General features: G+C 50.7%; 20 protein-coding genes. 9 read left to right on the plus strand and 11 right to left on the minus strand.

What is annotated here, in order from left to right:
• Positions 1–125: 125 nt before the first annotated feature.
• The 4 genes from KNP83_RS09800 to KNP83_RS09815 all read left to right on the plus strand — a co-directional run bounded on the left by KNP83_RS09800 (position 126) and on the right by KNP83_RS09815 (position 2692).
• Complete coding sequence (locus KNP83_RS09800; protein WP_214762297.1) at positions 126–1061, plus strand: ABC transporter ATP-binding protein; 936 nt, start codon at positions 126–128, stop codon at positions 1059–1061.
• Positions 1039–1776: an ABC transporter permease gene (locus KNP83_RS09805; protein WP_214762298.1), complete on the plus strand. Its 738-nt coding sequence runs from the start codon at positions 1039–1041 to the stop codon at positions 1774–1776. Before KNP83_RS09800 ends, KNP83_RS09805 begins: the two co-directional genes overlap by 23 nt.
• A gap of 66 nt (positions 1777–1842) precedes the next feature.
• Positions 1843–2391: a cysteine hydrolase family protein gene (locus KNP83_RS09810; RefSeq protein ID WP_214762299.1), complete on the plus strand. Its 549-nt coding sequence runs from the start codon at positions 1843–1845 to the stop codon at positions 2389–2391.
• Between the two features lie 106 nt (positions 2392–2497).
• On the plus strand, positions 2498–2692 hold the full coding sequence (locus KNP83_RS09815; protein WP_214762300.1) for a hypothetical protein: 195 nt from the start codon (positions 2498–2500) through the stop codon (positions 2690–2692).
• A gap of 20 nt (positions 2693–2712) precedes the next feature.
• Here KNP83_RS09815 and KNP83_RS09820 read toward each other — a convergent pair whose 3' ends face one another.
• The 4 genes from KNP83_RS09820 to KNP83_RS09835 all read right to left on the minus strand — a co-directional run bounded on the left by KNP83_RS09820 (position 2713) and on the right by KNP83_RS09835 (position 6730).
• A complete protein-coding gene (locus KNP83_RS09820) occupies positions 2713–3327 on the minus strand; it encodes a class I SAM-dependent methyltransferase (protein WP_214762301.1) in 615 nt (204 codons plus the stop codon).
• 103 nt (positions 3328–3430) lie between these two features.
• Positions 3431–5338, minus strand: coding sequence for an LTA synthase family protein (locus KNP83_RS09825; protein WP_214762302.1), 1908 nt, complete (start codon positions 5336–5338; stop codon positions 3431–3433).
• Positions 5339–5537: 199 nt separating this feature from the next.
• Positions 5538–6317 carry a sulfite exporter TauE/SafE family protein gene (locus tag KNP83_RS09830; RefSeq protein ID WP_214762303.1) on the minus strand — a complete coding sequence of 260 codons (780 nt, stop codon included), beginning with the start codon at positions 6315–6317 and terminating at the stop codon, positions 5538–5540.
• A gap of 41 nt (positions 6318–6358) precedes the next feature.
• Positions 6359–6730 (minus strand): rhodanese-like domain-containing protein, encoded by a 372-nt coding sequence (locus KNP83_RS09835; RefSeq protein WP_251139299.1) that lies wholly within the window; start codon positions 6728–6730, stop codon positions 6359–6361.
• 113 nt (positions 6731–6843) lie between these two features.
• Between KNP83_RS09835 and KNP83_RS09840 the strand changes: the two genes are divergently transcribed.
• From KNP83_RS09840 to KNP83_RS09850, 3 genes are all read left to right on the plus strand, one after another.
• Positions 6844–7140 carry a rhodanese-like domain-containing protein gene (locus tag KNP83_RS09840; RefSeq protein WP_214762304.1) on the plus strand — a complete coding sequence of 99 codons (297 nt, stop codon included), beginning with the start codon at positions 6844–6846 and terminating at the stop codon, positions 7138–7140.
• Between the two features lie 69 nt (positions 7141–7209).
• A complete protein-coding gene (locus tag KNP83_RS09845; protein ID WP_214762305.1) occupies positions 7210–8610 on the plus strand; it encodes an MBL fold metallo-hydrolase in 1401 nt (466 codons plus the stop codon).
• Positions 8611–8673: 63 nt separating this feature from the next.
• Positions 8674–9795 carry a TlpA family protein disulfide reductase gene (locus KNP83_RS09850; RefSeq protein ID WP_214762306.1) on the plus strand — a complete coding sequence of 374 codons (1122 nt, stop codon included), beginning with the start codon at positions 8674–8676 and terminating at the stop codon, positions 9793–9795.
• A 94-nt stretch (positions 9796–9889) separates the two neighbouring features.
• Here KNP83_RS09850 and KNP83_RS09855 read toward each other — a convergent pair whose 3' ends face one another.
• The 5 genes from KNP83_RS09855 to KNP83_RS09875 all read right to left on the minus strand — a co-directional run bounded on the left by KNP83_RS09855 (position 9890) and on the right by KNP83_RS09875 (position 13788).
• Entirely contained in the window at positions 9890–10303 is a 414-nt protein-coding gene (locus tag KNP83_RS09855; RefSeq protein WP_214762412.1) for a YrvL family regulatory protein, read from the minus strand.
• 53 nt (positions 10304–10356) lie between these two features.
• Positions 10357–11109 carry an oxygen-insensitive NADPH nitroreductase gene (gene nfsA, locus KNP83_RS09860; protein WP_214762307.1) on the minus strand — a complete coding sequence of 251 codons (753 nt, stop codon included), beginning with the start codon at positions 11107–11109 and terminating at the stop codon, positions 10357–10359.
• A gap of 88 nt (positions 11110–11197) precedes the next feature.
• Positions 11198–11410, minus strand: coding sequence for a DUF6440 family protein (locus KNP83_RS09865; RefSeq protein WP_214762308.1), 213 nt, complete (start codon positions 11408–11410; stop codon positions 11198–11200).
• Between the two features lie 219 nt (positions 11411–11629).
• Positions 11630–13099, minus strand: a complete 1470-nt coding sequence (locus KNP83_RS09870; protein WP_214762309.1) for a catalase — start codon at positions 13097–13099, stop codon at positions 11630–11632.
• A gap of 107 nt (positions 13100–13206) precedes the next feature.
• The gene (locus KNP83_RS09875) at positions 13207–13788 is read right to left on the minus strand and encodes a DUF2238 domain-containing protein (RefSeq protein WP_214762310.1); all 582 of its coding nucleotides are present in this window, start codon (positions 13786–13788) and stop codon (positions 13207–13209) included.
• A 154-nt stretch (positions 13789–13942) separates the two neighbouring features.
• Here KNP83_RS09875 and KNP83_RS09880 point away from each other — a divergent pair, with 154 nt between their 5' ends.
• Entirely contained in the window at positions 13943–14356 is a 414-nt protein-coding gene (locus tag KNP83_RS09880) for a VOC family protein (RefSeq protein WP_214762311.1), read from the plus strand.
• A gap of 216 nt (positions 14357–14572) precedes the next feature.
• A complete protein-coding gene (locus KNP83_RS09885) occupies positions 14573–15121 on the plus strand; it encodes a GrpB family protein (RefSeq protein WP_214762312.1) in 549 nt (182 codons plus the stop codon).
• Between the two features lie 148 nt (positions 15122–15269).
• Here the strand turns inward: KNP83_RS09885 and KNP83_RS09890 are convergent, their stop codons facing one another.
• Positions 15270–15995, minus strand: coding sequence for a class I SAM-dependent DNA methyltransferase (locus KNP83_RS09890; RefSeq protein ID WP_214762313.1), 726 nt, complete (start codon positions 15993–15995; stop codon positions 15270–15272).
• Entirely contained in the window at positions 15995–16342 is a 348-nt protein-coding gene (gene rsfS, locus KNP83_RS09895) for a ribosome silencing factor (protein WP_034776639.1), read from the minus strand. Before rsfS ends, KNP83_RS09890 begins: the two co-directional genes overlap by 1 nt.
• Positions 16343–16352 lie beyond the last annotated feature (10 nt).

Consider the following 16352-nt stretch of genomic DNA (forward strand, 5'->3'; position numbering starts at 1 on the left):
CAACAAATTGTGAAATCGGCGTTTTTTTCAACAATTTCAAAAATAGGTGAAACCTTGTTTCAATCTGTCCCGTATATACGAGTAATCCAGTTGGAAAATACTCTCAACGAAAGCAAGGTGACCTTATGTTATCCGTACAAAACGTACACAAGAAAATGGGACAGACGAACGTCTTGACGAACGTCAGCTTTGACGTCACCCCTGGAGAAATCTTCGGATTCCTCGGACCGAACGGTGCCGGGAAGACGACGACGATCCGAATCATCACCGGCCTCATGCCGGCATCGCACGGAACCGTCATCGTCGATGGGTTCGACGTCTCGACAGATCGCCAACAAGCGCTCAGTCGCATCGGAGCCATCGTCGAGAACCCGGCCTTCTATCCGTACTTGACGGGCCGCGAGAACTTGATTCATGCGATGAACTTGATTCCCGGCCTGAAGAAAGTCGACTTGAACGCCCTAGGCGCCCTCGTCGGACTCGAGACGAAGCTCGATATGAAAGTGAAACAATACTCGCTCGGGATGAAACAACGCCTCGGGATTGCCCGTGCCCTGCTCCATAACCCGAAAGTCTTGATTCTCGACGAACCAACGAACGGGCTCGACCCAGCCGGCATCGCCGATTTGCGCAACTACTTACGGCACTTGGCCGACCATCGCGGCATCGCCATCCTCATCTCGAGTCACTTGTTGAGCGAGATGGAACTGATCACCGACCGGTTCGCCATCATCGACCAAGGACAAATCAAGTCGATTCAAGGTGACGGCGAAGCGAAGACGGAGAGCGTCATCCTCTGTAAAGTCGACCGCAAACAGATGAACGAAGCGCTCGATGTCGTCGCGCTCGCGTTCGATGACGTGAAAATCATTCAAGAGTCGGCCGAGACGTTCATCGTCCCGCGTCCGGAAACGGATATCCCACACTTGTTGAAACACCTCGTCGACCGTGACATCGCCGTCTATCAAATCGGCATGAAGCACGAGACGCTCGAGGAACAGTTCTTGAAAGTGACGAAGAAAGAAGGAGGCACGAACAATGCGTTCATTACTAGCCAATGAATTTATGAAGTGGCGGCGCACGATCAAACCGTTGATCGCGCTCGGCATGTATACCGGGATCATCGTCTTGACGTACTTTATCGTCCGGAGCGGCGACAATCCAGGTACCGCGGAAACATTCGTCAACTATGCGACGATGGCCGCCATGACGTTCCTCGGGATTTTCACGATCGTGTTCACGGCCGAGATGATCGGGAATGAATTGAAATTTGATACGTTGAAGCATTTGCTCATGAGTCCATACTCCCGCGACCGCATTTTACTCTCAAAACTCGTCGCCGCGCTCTTGATCATGCTCGTCCAGTTCGTGTTCATCCTTGTCGTCACATACGGTTTCGCCTGGACACTCGACGGCGCGTTGACGTTCGAGCAGTTCCGCAACATCTTACTTAGTGTCTCGAGCGGCGTGTTCGTCATCTTCTTGACGCTCATGTTCTCGGTCGTCTTCAAGTCCGTCGGGGTCGTCATCGGATTCACGGTGCTCGCGAACTTCCTCTCGACGATGATTGGTGGTCTTCTCATCACGTGGAAACCGGACATCGCCAAATGGATTGTCTTCCTGCACACCGACCTGTCGATTTACTACCAAAGCCCTGGCTTCATGGAGACGATGGATGTCACGATTTGGTTCTCGGCGTTCTACGTACTGATTCATATCGTCGCGTTCTACGTCATCACGGCGTTCGTGTTCCGGAGCAAAACTTTTGCGGAATGACGATTAGCGCCGGCGACGGAGTGGTACCTCATAAAGTGAGACTCACTTTTAAATGGAGGGACCACGATGTCAAAGACGGCGTTACTCATCATCGACCTGTTCAATGATTTCGACTTTGTCGGCGGGGAGGACCTACTTCGAAACACGGTGCCGATTGTCGACCCGATTCTGAAACTGAAGCGTCATTTTAAGGCGAACGACTTGCCTGTCATCTATTGCAACGACAACTTCGGACAATGGAAAGACAGCACCGAAGACATCATCCGTCACGTCGAGTCGTCGAAAGGCAGCGCCATTGCCAAACGGATCGCGCCGGAAGAGAAAGAATACTTCATCATCAAGCCAAGGCATTCGACGTTTTACGGGACGCAGCTCGACATCTTGTTGCGACAACTTGACGTCACCTCGCTTGTCCTGACCGGCGTCGCCTCGGACATCTGTATTTTGTTCTCAGCGAACGACGGGTATATGCGCGAGTATGAGCTCCACGTCCCGCGCGACTGTGTCGCAGCCGAGACAGATAAACGAAATGACAGCGCCTTAATCGTTATCCATGAGGCGCTCGGCATCCCGATTGACGATGCCGAGACGTACATCGATCAACAAAACGTGTGATAAAAGCCTCTGATTGTTGGACACAGAATCCCAACATTTCAGAGGCTTTTTCGTTTCGTTTTCAGTTATGCTTAATCTATGAAGAAACAATGAAGGAAGTGACAACATGTATCTCATCATCGGATTATCATTGCTCGTTTGCTTGCTCGCCCTCATCTTTACGATCATGGTCGGGCTTGGTAAAGACAAATCGGATTACAGCCAGAAGAAAAGTTGGTCGATGGTGTCGTGGACATATATCGTCCTGTTCCCGGTCTCATTTCTAGCGCTCGGCCTGTTATACTATTTCATTACCCGATGACCTCGTTCATCGGGATTTTTTTATTTGACCGCGACGGTGATGCCAATCGGATAATGACGCGTTCCCCGCCTCGGTTCGACGAGCACGCCACGCTGGTAATAGAACTCGGTCGATGTGAATGGTGTGAACAACGACGCGAACTCGGCCTCGGTGAACTGATGGGCATGGAACGGCTCATTCGTCGGTTGCCCAATCCCTTGACCGAACGGTGTCGATAAGACCAAGACACCGCCTGGCTTGAGTAAATCCCATACATTCGCCATGAACGCTTCATAGTCGGTCACATGTTCAATCGTCTCGAAGCTGACGATGCAATCGAACGTCCCAAGTTTGTCCGGTAACGTCCGGTCGACGACATCGCCGACGATATAATTGACGTTCGGATGGTGATAACGCCCCTTCGCATAGCGCGTCGCCTCTTCTGATAAGTCGACGGCGATGACCTCAGTCACCGTTCCCTTCAAGTTCTTGGCAATCAATTGACTGCCATACCCGCTCCCGCTCGCCAAATCGAGGACGCGCCCGTTCATATACAACAAGGCGAAATGATAACGTGCGATATGTTCGAGCAACAAGCCGTTCAGCGGGTCCATGCGATCTGGGATGACCCGTTCCCCCGTATAGTCTAATGTCATAGGATTCTCCTTTTATGTGTACACTTCTTTCATCTTAGTCTTCCTCGGGCACGACGACCACAAAAAAAGAGAAAAGATTGTCTCCAATCTTTTCTCTTCTCTGTTATTGGTCTTGTTTGAAGCGGAGTAAATCCGAATAGATGAGCTGATCGTTCATCTCGAGGATTTTGTTCGCTTCTTCTTCAAGTGGGCCACAGGCCTCACCATCTTCAGCGACCTCACCTGTCTTGGCATCGTAACACGTCGACTGCGTGAACAGATGGTCCTGCGTCACGACCGTCCCATCTCGGAAGATGGCGCGGTCATAATGCTCTTTAGAGAACAAGTCGTTCCCGAAGCCGACCTGCTCCGACGTGTCGATTCCGAGCAAGTGCTGAATCGTCGGGTTCATGTCGACATGACTTCCGATCGTCTCATGCACTTCACCCTTCTCTTGTCCCGGCAAATGAATCGCGAACGGGACCGCTTGGAGCTTGGCGACGTCGAACGGTGTCAACTCGTCTTTCCCGAGCAAGTCAGCCATGGCGGCGTTGTGGTTCGTCGAGATGCCGTAATGGTCACCGTAGACGACGAAAATCGTGTCATCCCACATGCCATTCGCCTTCAACTCGTCGATGAACAAGCCGAGGGCATAGTCCTGATAGGCGAGCGCTTGCGGGAAGTTGTTGAGTGTCGTCGAGTTCGTCTCGAATTTCGGGACGAGTTCGTGCTTCTCACTCGGCATCGTGTATGGGAAGTGGTTCGTCAACGTGATGAATTTCGCGTAGAACGGTTCCGGTAGCTCTTCAAGCATCGGTACTGATTGGCGGAAGAACTCATCATCGAGGAGACCCCACTCCGTCATGTCCTCAGGATTTCCGAGGTCATAGCTGGCTTCGTCAAAGAACTTATCGACGCCGATGTTTTGATACATCTGATCGCGGTTCCAGAACGATTTGTTGTTGGCGTGGAACACGGCCGAGTAATAATTATCTTCTTTAATTACTTCTGGGAGTGCATTGTACTCGTTGTCGGCGTTCGTGAAGTAGACGCCGCCACGCGAGAGACCGTACAGCGAGTTATCAAGTGCGAACTCAGCATCTGACGTCTTCCCTTGACCGGTCGTATGGTAATAGTTCGGCCAGTAATGCGACTCTTCAATCAGTTTGTTCAAGTTCGGCGTGATGTACTCGCCGTTCGATGCTTTCATGTTGTGCGTGAAGTTCTGGGCCGACTCGAACGAGACGACGACAACATTCTTGCCTTTATACTTCCCGAACATCTCTGGGTCCGGCGCTGCATAGTTCTGGCGCGTGAAGTTTTCGACTTCATCTAGTTCTGAACCGTCCGCGAGCGCCTTCTGAGCCGATGTCTTCGTTTGAAGCATGGCATCATAGACGTGGAAGTTGAACGTTCCTAAGTTTTTCACTAACAGTTCCCGGTCGAACGAACGCGTCAACAGTTCTGGACGCTCTGTCTCAGCGAGAACGAGGTTGAATCCGAACATCGCCGCGGCTGCCGTGAACGTGATCAACACGCGGTGTTGTGACGCCTGGCTCGTCTCTTTCATCTTCCATAGAAGGAACGGAAGCACGACGAGGTCCCCTAACAACAGCAAGTCTTTCCATTCGAGAAGCGACAGGAATGACGACGAGAGCGTCTCCATGTTCGACGATTGGAATAAGACCGGTACAGTCAGGAAGTCTGTAAACTCACGGTAATACGTCGTATCCGCGAACAAGATGAGCGAGGAGACGAGGTACAGGCTGTATAATGCCCACTTCCGCTTATTCCCACCAAAGAAGAAGCTGAAGGCAAACAGGAACAACGTAAAGCTGAGCGGGTTGATGATGAGGATGAATGCCTGGACCGCGTTCTCGGCCGGCATGTTGAAGAAGAACTGATACGCGATCAGTGACTTCGCCCACAACAAGATGGTGAACATCCAGAACAGACGGTGCGTCTTGAACGAGTCGAGCGCCGCCTGGCGGAATCGGTCCATCCTCCCTTTCGGTTGATTCGTGTGATTCATGAAAACACTCCTTATATGCAATTCAATTCTAGTTAATGGTTCATTCTCTTTTAGACGTATACCCCATATTTTAACGTTCCCTTGAACTCAATTCAACCAATTGATGTTTACAACTATACACAAACTTAACAATCTCATAGCAAATTTTACGCAAAAACGGCTACCTAGTCGCCTCGGTAGCCAGTTATGGGTGATTCGCTCATTCGATGATATCCATCCAAATTTTTACTGTACTCGCCAAGATGAGCAGTGCCAAAATGAGTTGCAGTGACTTCGTCTTCATATTCTTACCGACGTTCGCGCCGATTGGAGCCGCAATCAAACTGGCGATAATCATGATGACAGCAGGTTCCCAGACGATTTGATCGGTAATGATTTTACCGGCCGTCGAGCCGATGGACGAGATGAACGTGATGGCAAGCGAACTCGCGATTGCCATCTTCGTCGGGATGCGGAGCACGACGAGCATGATCGGCATCAAGATGAACGCCCCTGCCGCCCCGACAATCCCTGCGGCCACCCCGACGATGAACGCCGAACCTGCCGCAATCACTTTATTGAATGTGACTTGATCAAGCGGGACGTCCTCGACGTTCTTTTTCGGTAAGAACATCATAATCGTCGCAATCGTCGCGAGCACGGCGTAGACGACGTTAATCAAGTTCTCAGACAAGAGCGTCGAGCCATAGCCGCCGATGAAACTTCCGATTAAGACGGCGACACCCATATATAGGATGAGCTGCTTATTCAAATAGCCACCTTTCCGGTACGCATAAATCCCGCCGATGGTCGCAAAGAAAACTTGAATCGCACTGATTCCTGACACTTCGTGGGCACTGAACGCCGCAAATCCGAGAAGCGGCGGAATGTACAACAACATCGGATATTTAATGATCGATCCGCCAATCCCGACCATCCCTGAAATGAACGACCCGATGAAGCTAATCAAAAAGATGGTGATGATAAATCCAAATTCCATACTAACTCCTCCAATTCCCTACCCTAATTAATAAGTAAGTTTTATTTTTGTTCCCAGGCAATCATGCCGCCTGAGACGTCATAGATTTCAGTGTAGCCACGTTCTTGCAACAGCTGGGCCGCTTGGGCACTCCGGTTCCCGCTCCGACAGATGACATAAATCGGATCGTCTTTCAGATAAGGCAATTCGATTTCATCTAATGAAGAAAGTGGTGCGTTCACCGCTCCTTCGATATGCCCCCCATCGTATTCATCCAATTCTCGGACGTCTAATAAGGTTATTTCTTCGTTTTCCAATCTGTTTTGTAGTGTTTCGACGTCGATTTTTGTAATTCCACTCTCATTTGACGTGAAAATGACGATTCCGACCGTCGACAGCACTAAAATCGATACAATTATCATGATTTTCTTCAATTTTCGACCTCCGATTCTTTTTCTTGCACTCAGTATACCTCAGGGGGTATATTGAAAACAACGAAAGAAACTCACTTTAAAAATTCTTAAACGACAAAGGAGATTTATCACTCATGAAAACCATTTCGACGACTGAACTAGAAACGTTGCTTCAAGCTGACGAGTCACTCAACTTGATTGATGTGCGCGAGACAGACGAGTATGCAGGCGGCCACATCAAGCAAGCGAAAAACGTCCCGCTCTCTGAATTCGGTGCGAAAGTCGATGAGCTCGATCGTTCGAAACCGATTCACGTCATCTGTGCGGCAGGCGGACGGAGTATGAACGCTTCGGCGTACCTTGACTCACTCGGCTTCGATGTCATCAACGTCGATGGCGGCATGATGAGCTGGACAGGCGAAACGGTCTAACAATCTTCTATATATACAGTTAAAAAACCAAAATCGTTCACAGTCAACTATTCTTAGGGGGTATTTCACATGTTATTACGTTATTTCTATGATCAAAAATTAGCACAAGCATCTTATATGGTCGGTTGCCAAATGACCGGCGAAGCCGTCGTCATCGACCCGGCCCGTAACATCACACCGTATCTTCAAGAAGCTGAAAAAGAAGGCATGAAAATTGTCGCAACAGCTGAGACTCACATCCACGCCGACTTCGTATCTGGTTCACTCGAACTAGCGAATCGCACCGGTTCAACAGCTTACCTATCAGACGAAGGCGACGCGTCATGGAAATATGCGTTCGCGAAAGACATCGACTCGAAACTCGTCAAAGACGGTGACACGTTCAAAGTCGGTAACGTCACACTTGAAGTCATGCATACACCAGGTCACACGCCAGAACATATCTCGTTCTTGCTCTATGACCGCAACCAAACACAACCGATGGGGATCTTCACAGGCGACTTCGTCTTCGTCGGTGACATCGGTCGTCCTGACCTGCTTGAAGAAGCAGCCGGCGTAAAAGGCACGACAGCCATCGGCGCCGAGCAAATGTTTGACTCGCTCAAGAAGTTCAAAGACCTTCCTGACTTCGTTCAAGTCTGGCCGGGCCATGGTGCCGGCAGTGCCTGTGGGAAAGCGCTCGGCGCCATCCCGACTTCGACGGTCGGTTACGAGAAAGCGACGAACTGGGCGCTCCAAATGACAGACAAAGACGCCTTCATCAAAGAATTGACGACGGACCAACCAGAACCGCCGAACTACTTCGCAATGATGAAGAAAGTAAACAAAGAAGGCGTTCAAGTGACGAACATGATTGCTCGTCCAGAAGTCGTCGGCACGGACCGTCTCGACACGCTCGTCGACGAGACACAAGTCGTCGATACACGTAAAGGTGAAGAGTTTGCCAAAGGACACGTTCCGGGCACAATCAACATCCCTTACAACACGAAGTTCGTCTCATGGGCCGGCTGGCTCGTCAACTTCGACAAAGACATCACGCTCATCGCGAGCGCGGAAGACGTCGAGCAAGTACAGACGGACCTTCAATCGATCGGTCTCGATCGTCTCCGCTTCGTCATCCCTGTCGAAGAGCTCGGTCAAGAGCTGTTGACGGAAACATACACGGACGTGACAGCCGAGCAAGCAATCGAGTCGGCTGAAAAAGGTGACGTCTTCGTCCTCGACGTCCGCAATGCGACGGAATGGAACGCGAGCCACTATGAAAAAGCCGAGCGTATCCTCCTCGGTAAGTTGGCACGTGACCATGCAGGTCTCCCGACCGACCAAACGATTGCCGTTCACTGTGCATCAGGCGTCCGTTCACGGATGGCCGCGAGCGTGCTTCAATCACTCGGCTACAAGGATATCCAAAACATCCTCGGTGGCTACGGTGCGATGAAAACTGTCCTCAATGCAGAACAAATCGGCTAATGCTATACTACAAACAAAGAAAGCGCCCACTCGTCTGGGCGCTTTTTCTCTAGGAGGGATTGTGTGATTGCGATCGGTCCATTGAACGTTCGACTCGATTTACTGGCCATGATGGCCAGCCTGCTCATTCTCTACATCGGTTTAAAAAAAATCGGCTTGGCCGAAAAAGAACGAGACGCCGTCCTCGGTACATGGTTCGCCGGGTTCCTCGCTTGGAAAGGAAGCGCCATCGTCCTCGGGCTCGCCTCGACGGGCAGTCTCGCCTTGTCCCTCTATGCGACCAGAGGCACGTGGTCACTGCTCATCGCCGCCGGTGTGATTGCATTCTTCGTGTTCCGGCTCGATGCTCACCTCCGTGGCTATTGGTTGTTTTCGGCCTTATCCCTTTGGTTTGCGACGACGGTCGTCGTTCCGAAATATGGGACGCTCCCGCTGCTTTCGTCACCGCAGCCGCTCCACATCTACATGGCCGTCCTCATCAGCTTGTTGCTCGTCGTGACGTGGCGCTGGATGCGGACACCGACGCTCGGGGCGTTGATTTGGACGGGAGTCGGTACTATCGCGATTTGGTTGATCGGGACTTATGTGACCGGCACGTTCGAATGGTGGGGACTCATCCTATTCGTCGGGCTCTTCGCCATCGCCGTATATATGGCGCGGCCGTCTAAAAAGGCGGTCCAATACGGACTCGCCCTTCTCGTCCTGCTCGCCGTCATCAACGCCAGCCTGCCAGACGAGACGCCACGGCTCGAGGCGGACTCGTCTCAGACCGGGTTGAATATCGGTCAAATGCCGCCGAACTTCGAACTGAAGCGGACGGATGGGACGACGTTCAACTTGGAGGAGTTACGTGGACAGCGTGTCGTCGTCAACTTCTGGGCGTCATGGTGCCCGCCTTGCCGGGCCGAGATGCCGGACATGGCCAAGTTTGCCCGTGAACAAGACGATGTGACCATCGTCGCGGTCAATGCGACGACGAGCGAACGAGATGTCGCTGATGCCGAATCGTTTGTCGCCCCATATGAAGACGCGTTCGAGGTCGTCTATGACGAGAACGGGATTGTCGGGGATGCGTACCGGATTCAAGCGATGCCGACGACGTACGTCCTCGATGAAGATGGCGTCATCGTTGCCAAGCAGTTCGGGGCGATTGACCACGCCTGGCTTAAAACCCATACCGATTAAAAAAAGGATTGGCTTTTCTCAATCGAGAGAACGCCAACCCTTTTTTGTATCGCCGTCATTCACTCAGCTTTTTTTTGTATGCTTCAAATGCTTTCTAGCCTCGTTTTGGAGGTGTCGGGTCCTGTTGAATGGATAACCAGCCGATTAGACCGGTGACAAGCGAGAACAAGAATATTCCTAGTTGTGAAATCGACACCGATGCCATCCAGCGGTCAATGACGTGAAGGATGATATATGTACTCGCAATGTGTAGGAACAAGGCGAACACCCCTTTATGGGATTGGATAATTTCGAGCGTCTTCAACGCCTTCAAGCATGCAGATAGAAATAAGTTGGTCGGAATCTCTGAAATTCCATATATGAAGAAAAAGAGAAGCAGACTCCACAATGATTCATATTGTAGACCGAAAAGGTTCAACATTAGAAATTCAAACGAAGTAAATACAATCAGTATGATTGAAACGATCAGCGTACAGATTAATATAGTTTTGATTCTTTTTATTATGATGGCCCCCTCCTGCTTAGATAGCGTGGCAAAACTAAAAACCGCCTAAGCGGTTCTTAGTTTTGCTTTGAGTAACCTTGTGTCTTCAAAAAGTCTTTCACGTCGAGCCGGGTCGGTTTCGACAACATCCGTCCCATTTGTCCGGTCCACGTGTCGCTTCGTTGGTTCGACCCGCGTGCCGCATAGTAGTCGTGAATCGTCGCATCATACGCATCGAGTTCTTGTTTCAATTGCTCGGTGTCGGCGACGTATGTGTTTTCGTGATAAATATGTTCGAGCGGGAGGCGCGGCTTCTGGCCTTCGACGTGCGCCGGAACACCGACGGCAAGTCCGAAGAGCGGTAATACCCGCTCCGGCAGACCGAGTACTTCCTTCGCGGCGAACATGTCATTACGAATCCCCCCGATATAGCAGATGCCGAGGCCCATCGACTCGGCGGCGACGACCGCGTTCTGTGAGGCGAGTGCGGCATCGATGACGGCGACGAGCAACTTCTCGTCCGTTTCGAGCGTCGCATTCACTTCGGCGTCCCGCAGTTCTCCAATCAACTCGTGTCGATACAAATCGGCGCAGAAGACGAAGAAGTGACCGTTGTCGATGACGTATTGCTGGTTACCAGCAATCTCGGCGAGTCGTGCTTTCTTCTCCGGATCACTTACCCCGATAATCGAATACGCTTGGATGAAGCTAGACGTCGATGCGCGCTGGGAACTCTCGACGATGAGTCGAATTTGTTCGTCGGTCAACGCCTCGTCCGTGAATGAACGGACGGAGCGGTGATTCAGTAATGTGTCGATGACTTGATTCATGAAGCATCCCCCTTTTTTCTTATCTTGGCATAAAGGGAACGTTTCAGACAATGTTCGCGACTTCACTCCACTCGGCAACAAAGAACTTTCAATCAATCGGTTCGACATTTGTTACAATCACTTCACTTTTTTCATTTAATAAAGGTGTGAGAGTACATCCTTGGGCAGACCAAGTATAGATATAGTTCACACCAGTTTGACGATCCACCCATATAGAAATCATGCTTCCTTGTTCCGTAGTTTGAACCAATTTTTCGTCAAAGCGCTTATCTATTGGTTGTTTTGCCTTTTTATTAAACATTCGTATCGCTCCCTTTTAAGTTTTTTGATAGCTGTCTCATCTGATTTTACTTTAGTCTTTATACGTAACGTATTTCCAATGGCTCTGACTGCTAAACTAGATAAAGCAACGGGCAACGACTTCAGCCTAAGTATAATCGGCTTATTCCATCAGAAAGTCCCTCCTCTCTCTAATATACGTAAAAAAAGCAGAGTGGCGTTCCCCACTCTGCTTACATATTTATTCTGTGACTTGATTCAAGAACGGTGTGATATCGACGTTCAATTCTTTCGAGAGACGCGCGCCAAGGTCGCGGTCGGCCCGGTAGAAGTTGCAGATCAAGAGGAGCACCGTGTTCTCATGGCGAACTTCTTTAATGTGCGCCACCAAGTTGTTCACAAGTGTCGTCTTCTCTTCTTCCGAGTAGCGACGGTACACTTCTCCGGCTTGACCGAAGTCGTTCGTCTTCTCGATTTTCTGACGCCCGGCTACGCCTGTGAGCGGCTGCTCCGTCTCGATATAAGCCGCGTCCGGTTTCGGTGCGTCCTCGTAGCGGTTCGGCTCATAGTTGACCGTGCTCGTCTGTTGCTTGAACGGCATCGCGCCATCACGCTGGTTGTTCGACACTTGTGCGAACGGGCAGTTGATCGGGAGTTGGAGATAGTTCGCACCGATGCGGTAGCGTTGCGTATCCGAATACGAGAACAAGCGGCCTTGGAGCATCTTGTCTTCAGACGGTTGAATCCCAGGTACGAGCACGCCCGGGTTGAAGCCGACCGATTCCGTCTCCGCAAAGTAGTTGTCGACGTTCTTGTTGAGTGTCATCGTCCCGACGAGTTGATACGGGATGACATCCTCGAACCAATCTTTTGTCGCGTCGAGCGGATCGAAGTCGAAGTTGTCCATATCGGCCGGGTCGAGGATTTGGACGTAAAGATCCCATTCTGGGAAGTCCCCTTCTTCGATGGCGTTGAACAAGTCGCGTGTCGCGTGGTTGAAGTCTTCGGCCTGTACTTTCGCCGCTTCTTCCATCGACAAGTTTTTAATACCTTGTTTCGGGACCCAACGGAGTTTTATGTACACCGTGTTTCCGTATTCGTTGACCCATTTGAATGAGTGGACCGATGAACCGCGCATATGACGATACGAAGCTGGAATCCCTTCATCGCTGAACAAGTGGATGAGCATGCTCGTCGATTCCGGCGTGAGCGACATGAAGTCGAAGAAACGGTCCGGGTCTTGTAAGTTCGTGCGTGGGTCCGGTTTGAGCGAGTGGATCACGTCTGGGAATTTGATGGCGTCACGGATGAAGAAGACTGGCAAGTTGTTTCCGACGAAATCATAGTTCCCTTCTTCCGTGTAAAACTTGACCGAGAATCCACGTGGGTCACGAAGCGTCTCCGGTGAGCCGAGACCATGGATGACGGTTGAGAAGCGAGCGAAAATTGGTGTCTCTTGTCCCTCTTCCTGCAAAAATTTGGCTTTTGTATATCGTTTCATGCTATTTTTAACTTTGAAGACACCGTGTGCTCCAGCACCACGGGCATGAACGACCCGCTCCGGCACGCGCTCACGGTCAAAGTGGGCGAGTTTTTCAATGAGTTGATAATCTTCGAGAAGTGTCGGGCCGCGGCGACCCGCTGTGATGGAGTTGGCGTTGTCCCCGATTGGGACGCCTTGGTTAGTAGTTAAACGACGATGTTGATCCATATTGTTGCCTCCTCTTTATAATCATTCTTACAAAATTAATGATATTAAAAGATAATAATTATTACAAATAAAACGCTCGAGCAATGCCCGGCGTTTTGCAACCGCTTTCAATCTTTACGTTTCTTGCGTTGTTCTTTGCGATGAATCTCCGTCACAAGCAAGGCTGCGATGATGCCCCCAAGCGATCCCGCGACGATGTCGACCATCGTGTCGTCATTCCCGTTCCCTTGCATCGTCGTGTTCAACACCAAATCCGATGTAAATTCATACATTTCCCATAGCGCCGCCCCCGCCATCGCGAAGACGACGATATAAACGAACACGAACCGCTTCGGCATTTCGAGCCGGACGTCCTCATCGAGTCGACTTAAAAAATCGAAGCCGAGAAACGCCAAGAAGACGCCGCTCAAGACGTGCAGAAACGTGTCCCACCATCCGTTCGAATACAGACCGACAATCGACCCCAAATACTGTGACGCGAACAAGAATAAGATATAGGCGACTTTCATTTTGGCGTCGAACTCGGTTTTGAACGTCTTCTCGAGGATGAACGGAATCAGGCCCGACACAATCCCCGCACCGGCGACGCTCGCGTCAAACCACGCTCCTTCGATGATTGACGTGACGAGTATGACCGCCATGAACAACACGAACCCGAATTCCAGTAGACGTCCTCGTGTCCATTTCATCTCGTGCGCCTTCCTTCGTAAGAATGTCTCATCTATCCCATTCCCGTTTCAACGACCGTTTCAACAACCCGGTCCGAAAATTCGTGCTTTTGTCGGATTCTTCCGTCATCCGTTTGTCCCATACTGAAAGAAACAAGTTGAGGAGGAACCACTCATGCCAATTACCCCGTATCTCAATTTCAACGGCGACTGTCGCGACGCCGTCCTGTTCTATGCCGACGTCTTCGCCGAGCCCGCCCCAGACATCATGACGTTCGCGGCCAAGCCTGGACCGGACGGTGAACCGGTACCGGACGAGCTCGCCGACCTCGTCCTCCATGCCCGGCTGAGCGTCCACGGCACATCGCTCATGTTTTCGGACGCCATGCCGGACGGTCCGGTCACGTTCGGGCAGAACATCACGCTCGCCGTCGTGACCGACGACCTCGACGCCATCCGTCGCGAATTCGATGCCTTATCTGACGGCGGCCGTATCCTCATGCCGCTCCAAGAGACGTTTTGGAGCAAGGCGTACGGCATGGTCGAGGATCGATTCGGCGTCCAATGGCAATTCAGTCACGAGGCTTGACCATGACAAAGACCCCATGCTACTTGCGATGGGGTCTTTCGACTCTTTTTATGATTAGCAATATGATGGGGCCATGAATCAATGCTGAATTACTTGTGAACGGAGAAACAAGGCTGTAAGCAAAATGAGATAAAGATATTTGGTTCTCTATATCGCGTTATTAAACGAGGTATTGCGTATAAAGTGAAAAAACTTTCAGGGAGATGGGATAAACTCATGAAAGAAGACAAACATGAACATTCAAATATTCCGATTTGGGCTTATGAGACTATTGAAATTGAAGATTCTAATGTACAGTGGGCACGATTAGGTCTACAAGAAACAAGAGAATTGTTCGACTTACTTTCAAAGTTTGACATCAAGGAGGCAGAACACATAGGTAGTACGTCCGTTCCTGGTCTACCCGCAAAACCGATTATAGATGTGATGATTAGTATCGAATCGTTTGAAAAAATCAATGACATTGTTGAGACGTTAACGGTGCATGGTTGGCACTATGTACCACCTGAACTAGATGGACAATCCTGGCGCAGATTCTTTGTGAAAGTAAAAAATGATAAGCGAGTTGCTCATTTACACATCATGAAAGTGACAGAAGGTCGTTGGGGAAAACAGATTGAGTTTCGAGATAAATTACGAGACAATCCTTCGCTTGTAAAAGAGTACGGACTTCTTAAAAAGCATTTAGCAAAAGAATTTCGTAATGACCGAGAAAAGTATACTCAGGCTAAAGCTGCCTTTATAAATCAAGTATTAAACACCTGACTTTGGGGCACGGAAACACGAATTGGGCAAACATGCCTGCAGTAATGCTTCACTTTGAGCAGAGCCATCAATAAAAAAGAATCAGACCGCATGTTGCGATTTGATTCTTTAACAGCTCGAGACCCCATCGCAATCGATGGGGTCTCATTTATTTCTGGGCGACAAAAAAGATTCGTTCTGCGTTCGGGCCCGGGGCCTGGTCCGTGAAGTCAGCGGTGACCGATTTCACATGGAAGCCGGCCCCGATGAGCCACTGCATATATTGCCCCGGCTCATACGTCCGCTGCTCATGTGTCTCCTCGACGCGCTCATACGTGCCATCCTCGAGGGCGACGAAGAACGTCAAGTCATGGACGACCGAGAGCGGTGCCTCGCCAGGGTCGGCGAACCAGATATACGAGCAATCTTCTCCGTTCGAGGCGTACGTCTTCTGGTTGAAGAGCGTCTGCATCTTGTTCGGCGAGTGCACATCAAAGATGAACATGCCGCCCGGTTTCAATTGTTCGTACACCGCCTCGAACGTGTCGAAGACATCGGCCTCGTCCTCAAGATAGCAGAGCGAGTCACAGAGGATCGTCACGGCGTCGACCGGATGTGGCAATTCAAGCTCTCGCATATCTTGTTGCCAGAGCGGGAGCGTGATGCCTGCCTCGAGCGCTTTCTCTTGGGCGACTTCGAGCATCGACTCGGATAAGTCGAGCCCAATCGTCTCGTAATGCTCCGCCAAGCGAATCGTCGCCGAGCCCGTCCCGCATCCGACGTCAGCAAGCGATGCACCGTCTTCGACATGGCGACGCACGAAGGCGACCCAGTCCTCATACGGGGCATCTTTCATTAACTCATCGTAGACGTAGGCGAACCCTTCGTACGCCATTAGCCGACTTCTACTTCCACGTGTGGCGCATCTGCCCACAATTTTTCAAGGTTGTAGTAGTCGCGGTCATCGCGATGGAAGATATGGACGACAACGTTCTCAAGGTCAGCGAGTACCCAACGTGCCGAGTCCATACCTTCGAATTTGTGGAGCGGGAGCTCATGCTCGCCGGCCACGTCTTTGATTTCGCGCGCGATCGCTTGGACTTGCTTCTCTGAGTTACCGTGGCAGATGACGAAATAATCTGCGACCGGTGAGATGCCTTCCATGTCGAGGACGACGATATCTTCGGCACGCTTATCGTCAGCGGCCTTCACGATCAATTCTAATTCTTCTTTTACAGTCATACTGTACCTC

The organism is Exiguobacterium sp. s146 (genome assembly GCF_018618415.1).
GTDB lineage: Bacteria > Bacillota > Bacilli > Exiguobacteriales > Exiguobacteriaceae > Exiguobacterium.

What these genes read in the sequence shown, in the direction of transcription:
- KNP83_RS09800 (WP_214762297.1), top strand. Translation starts at nt 126, where the DNA reads ATGTTATCCGTACAAAACGTACACAAGAAAATGGGACAGACGAACGTC.
- KNP83_RS09805 (WP_214762298.1), top strand. Translation starts at nt 1,039, where the DNA reads ATGCGTTCATTACTAGCCAATGAATTTATGAAGTGGCGGCGCACGATC.
- KNP83_RS09810 (WP_214762299.1), top strand. Translation starts at nt 1,843, where the DNA reads ATGTCAAAGACGGCGTTACTCATCATCGACCTGTTCAATGATTTCGAC.
- KNP83_RS09815 (WP_214762300.1), top strand. Translation starts at nt 2,498, where the DNA reads ATGTATCTCATCATCGGATTATCATTGCTCGTTTGCTTGCTCGCCCTC.
- KNP83_RS09820 (WP_214762301.1), bottom strand. Translation starts at nt 3,327, where the DNA reads ATGACATTAGACTATACGGGGGAACGGGTCATCCCAGATCGCATGGAC.
- KNP83_RS09825 (WP_214762302.1), bottom strand. Translation starts at nt 5,338, where the DNA reads ATGAATCACACGAATCAACCGAAAGGGAGGATGGACCGATTCCGCCAG.
- KNP83_RS09830 (WP_214762303.1), bottom strand. Translation starts at nt 6,317, where the DNA reads ATGGAATTTGGATTTATCATCACCATCTTTTTGATTAGCTTCATCGGG.
- KNP83_RS09840 (WP_214762304.1), top strand. Translation starts at nt 6,844, where the DNA reads ATGAAAACCATTTCGACGACTGAACTAGAAACGTTGCTTCAAGCTGAC.
- KNP83_RS09845 (WP_214762305.1), top strand. Translation starts at nt 7,210, where the DNA reads ATGTTATTACGTTATTTCTATGATCAAAAATTAGCACAAGCATCTTAT.
- nfsA (WP_214762307.1), bottom strand. Translation starts at nt 11,109, where the DNA reads ATGAATCAAGTCATCGACACATTACTGAATCACCGCTCCGTCCGTTCA.
- KNP83_RS09865 (WP_214762308.1), bottom strand. Translation starts at nt 11,410, where the DNA reads ATGTTTAATAAAAAGGCAAAACAACCAATAGATAAGCGCTTTGACGAA.
- KNP83_RS09870 (WP_214762309.1), bottom strand. Translation starts at nt 13,099, where the DNA reads ATGGATCAACATCGTCGTTTAACTACTAACCAAGGCGTCCCAATCGGG.
- KNP83_RS09875 (WP_214762310.1), bottom strand. Translation starts at nt 13,788, where the DNA reads ATGAAATGGACACGAGGACGTCTACTGGAATTCGGGTTCGTGTTGTTC.
- KNP83_RS09880 (WP_214762311.1), top strand. Translation starts at nt 13,943, where the DNA reads ATGCCAATTACCCCGTATCTCAATTTCAACGGCGACTGTCGCGACGCC.
- KNP83_RS09885 (WP_214762312.1), top strand. Translation starts at nt 14,573, where the DNA reads ATGAAAGAAGACAAACATGAACATTCAAATATTCCGATTTGGGCTTAT.
- KNP83_RS09890 (WP_214762313.1), bottom strand. Translation starts at nt 15,995, where the DNA reads ATGGCGTACGAAGGGTTCGCCTACGTCTACGATGAGTTAATGAAAGAT.
- rsfS (WP_034776639.1), bottom strand. Translation starts at nt 16,342, where the DNA reads ATGACTGTAAAAGAAGAATTAGAATTGATCGTGAAGGCCGCTGACGAT.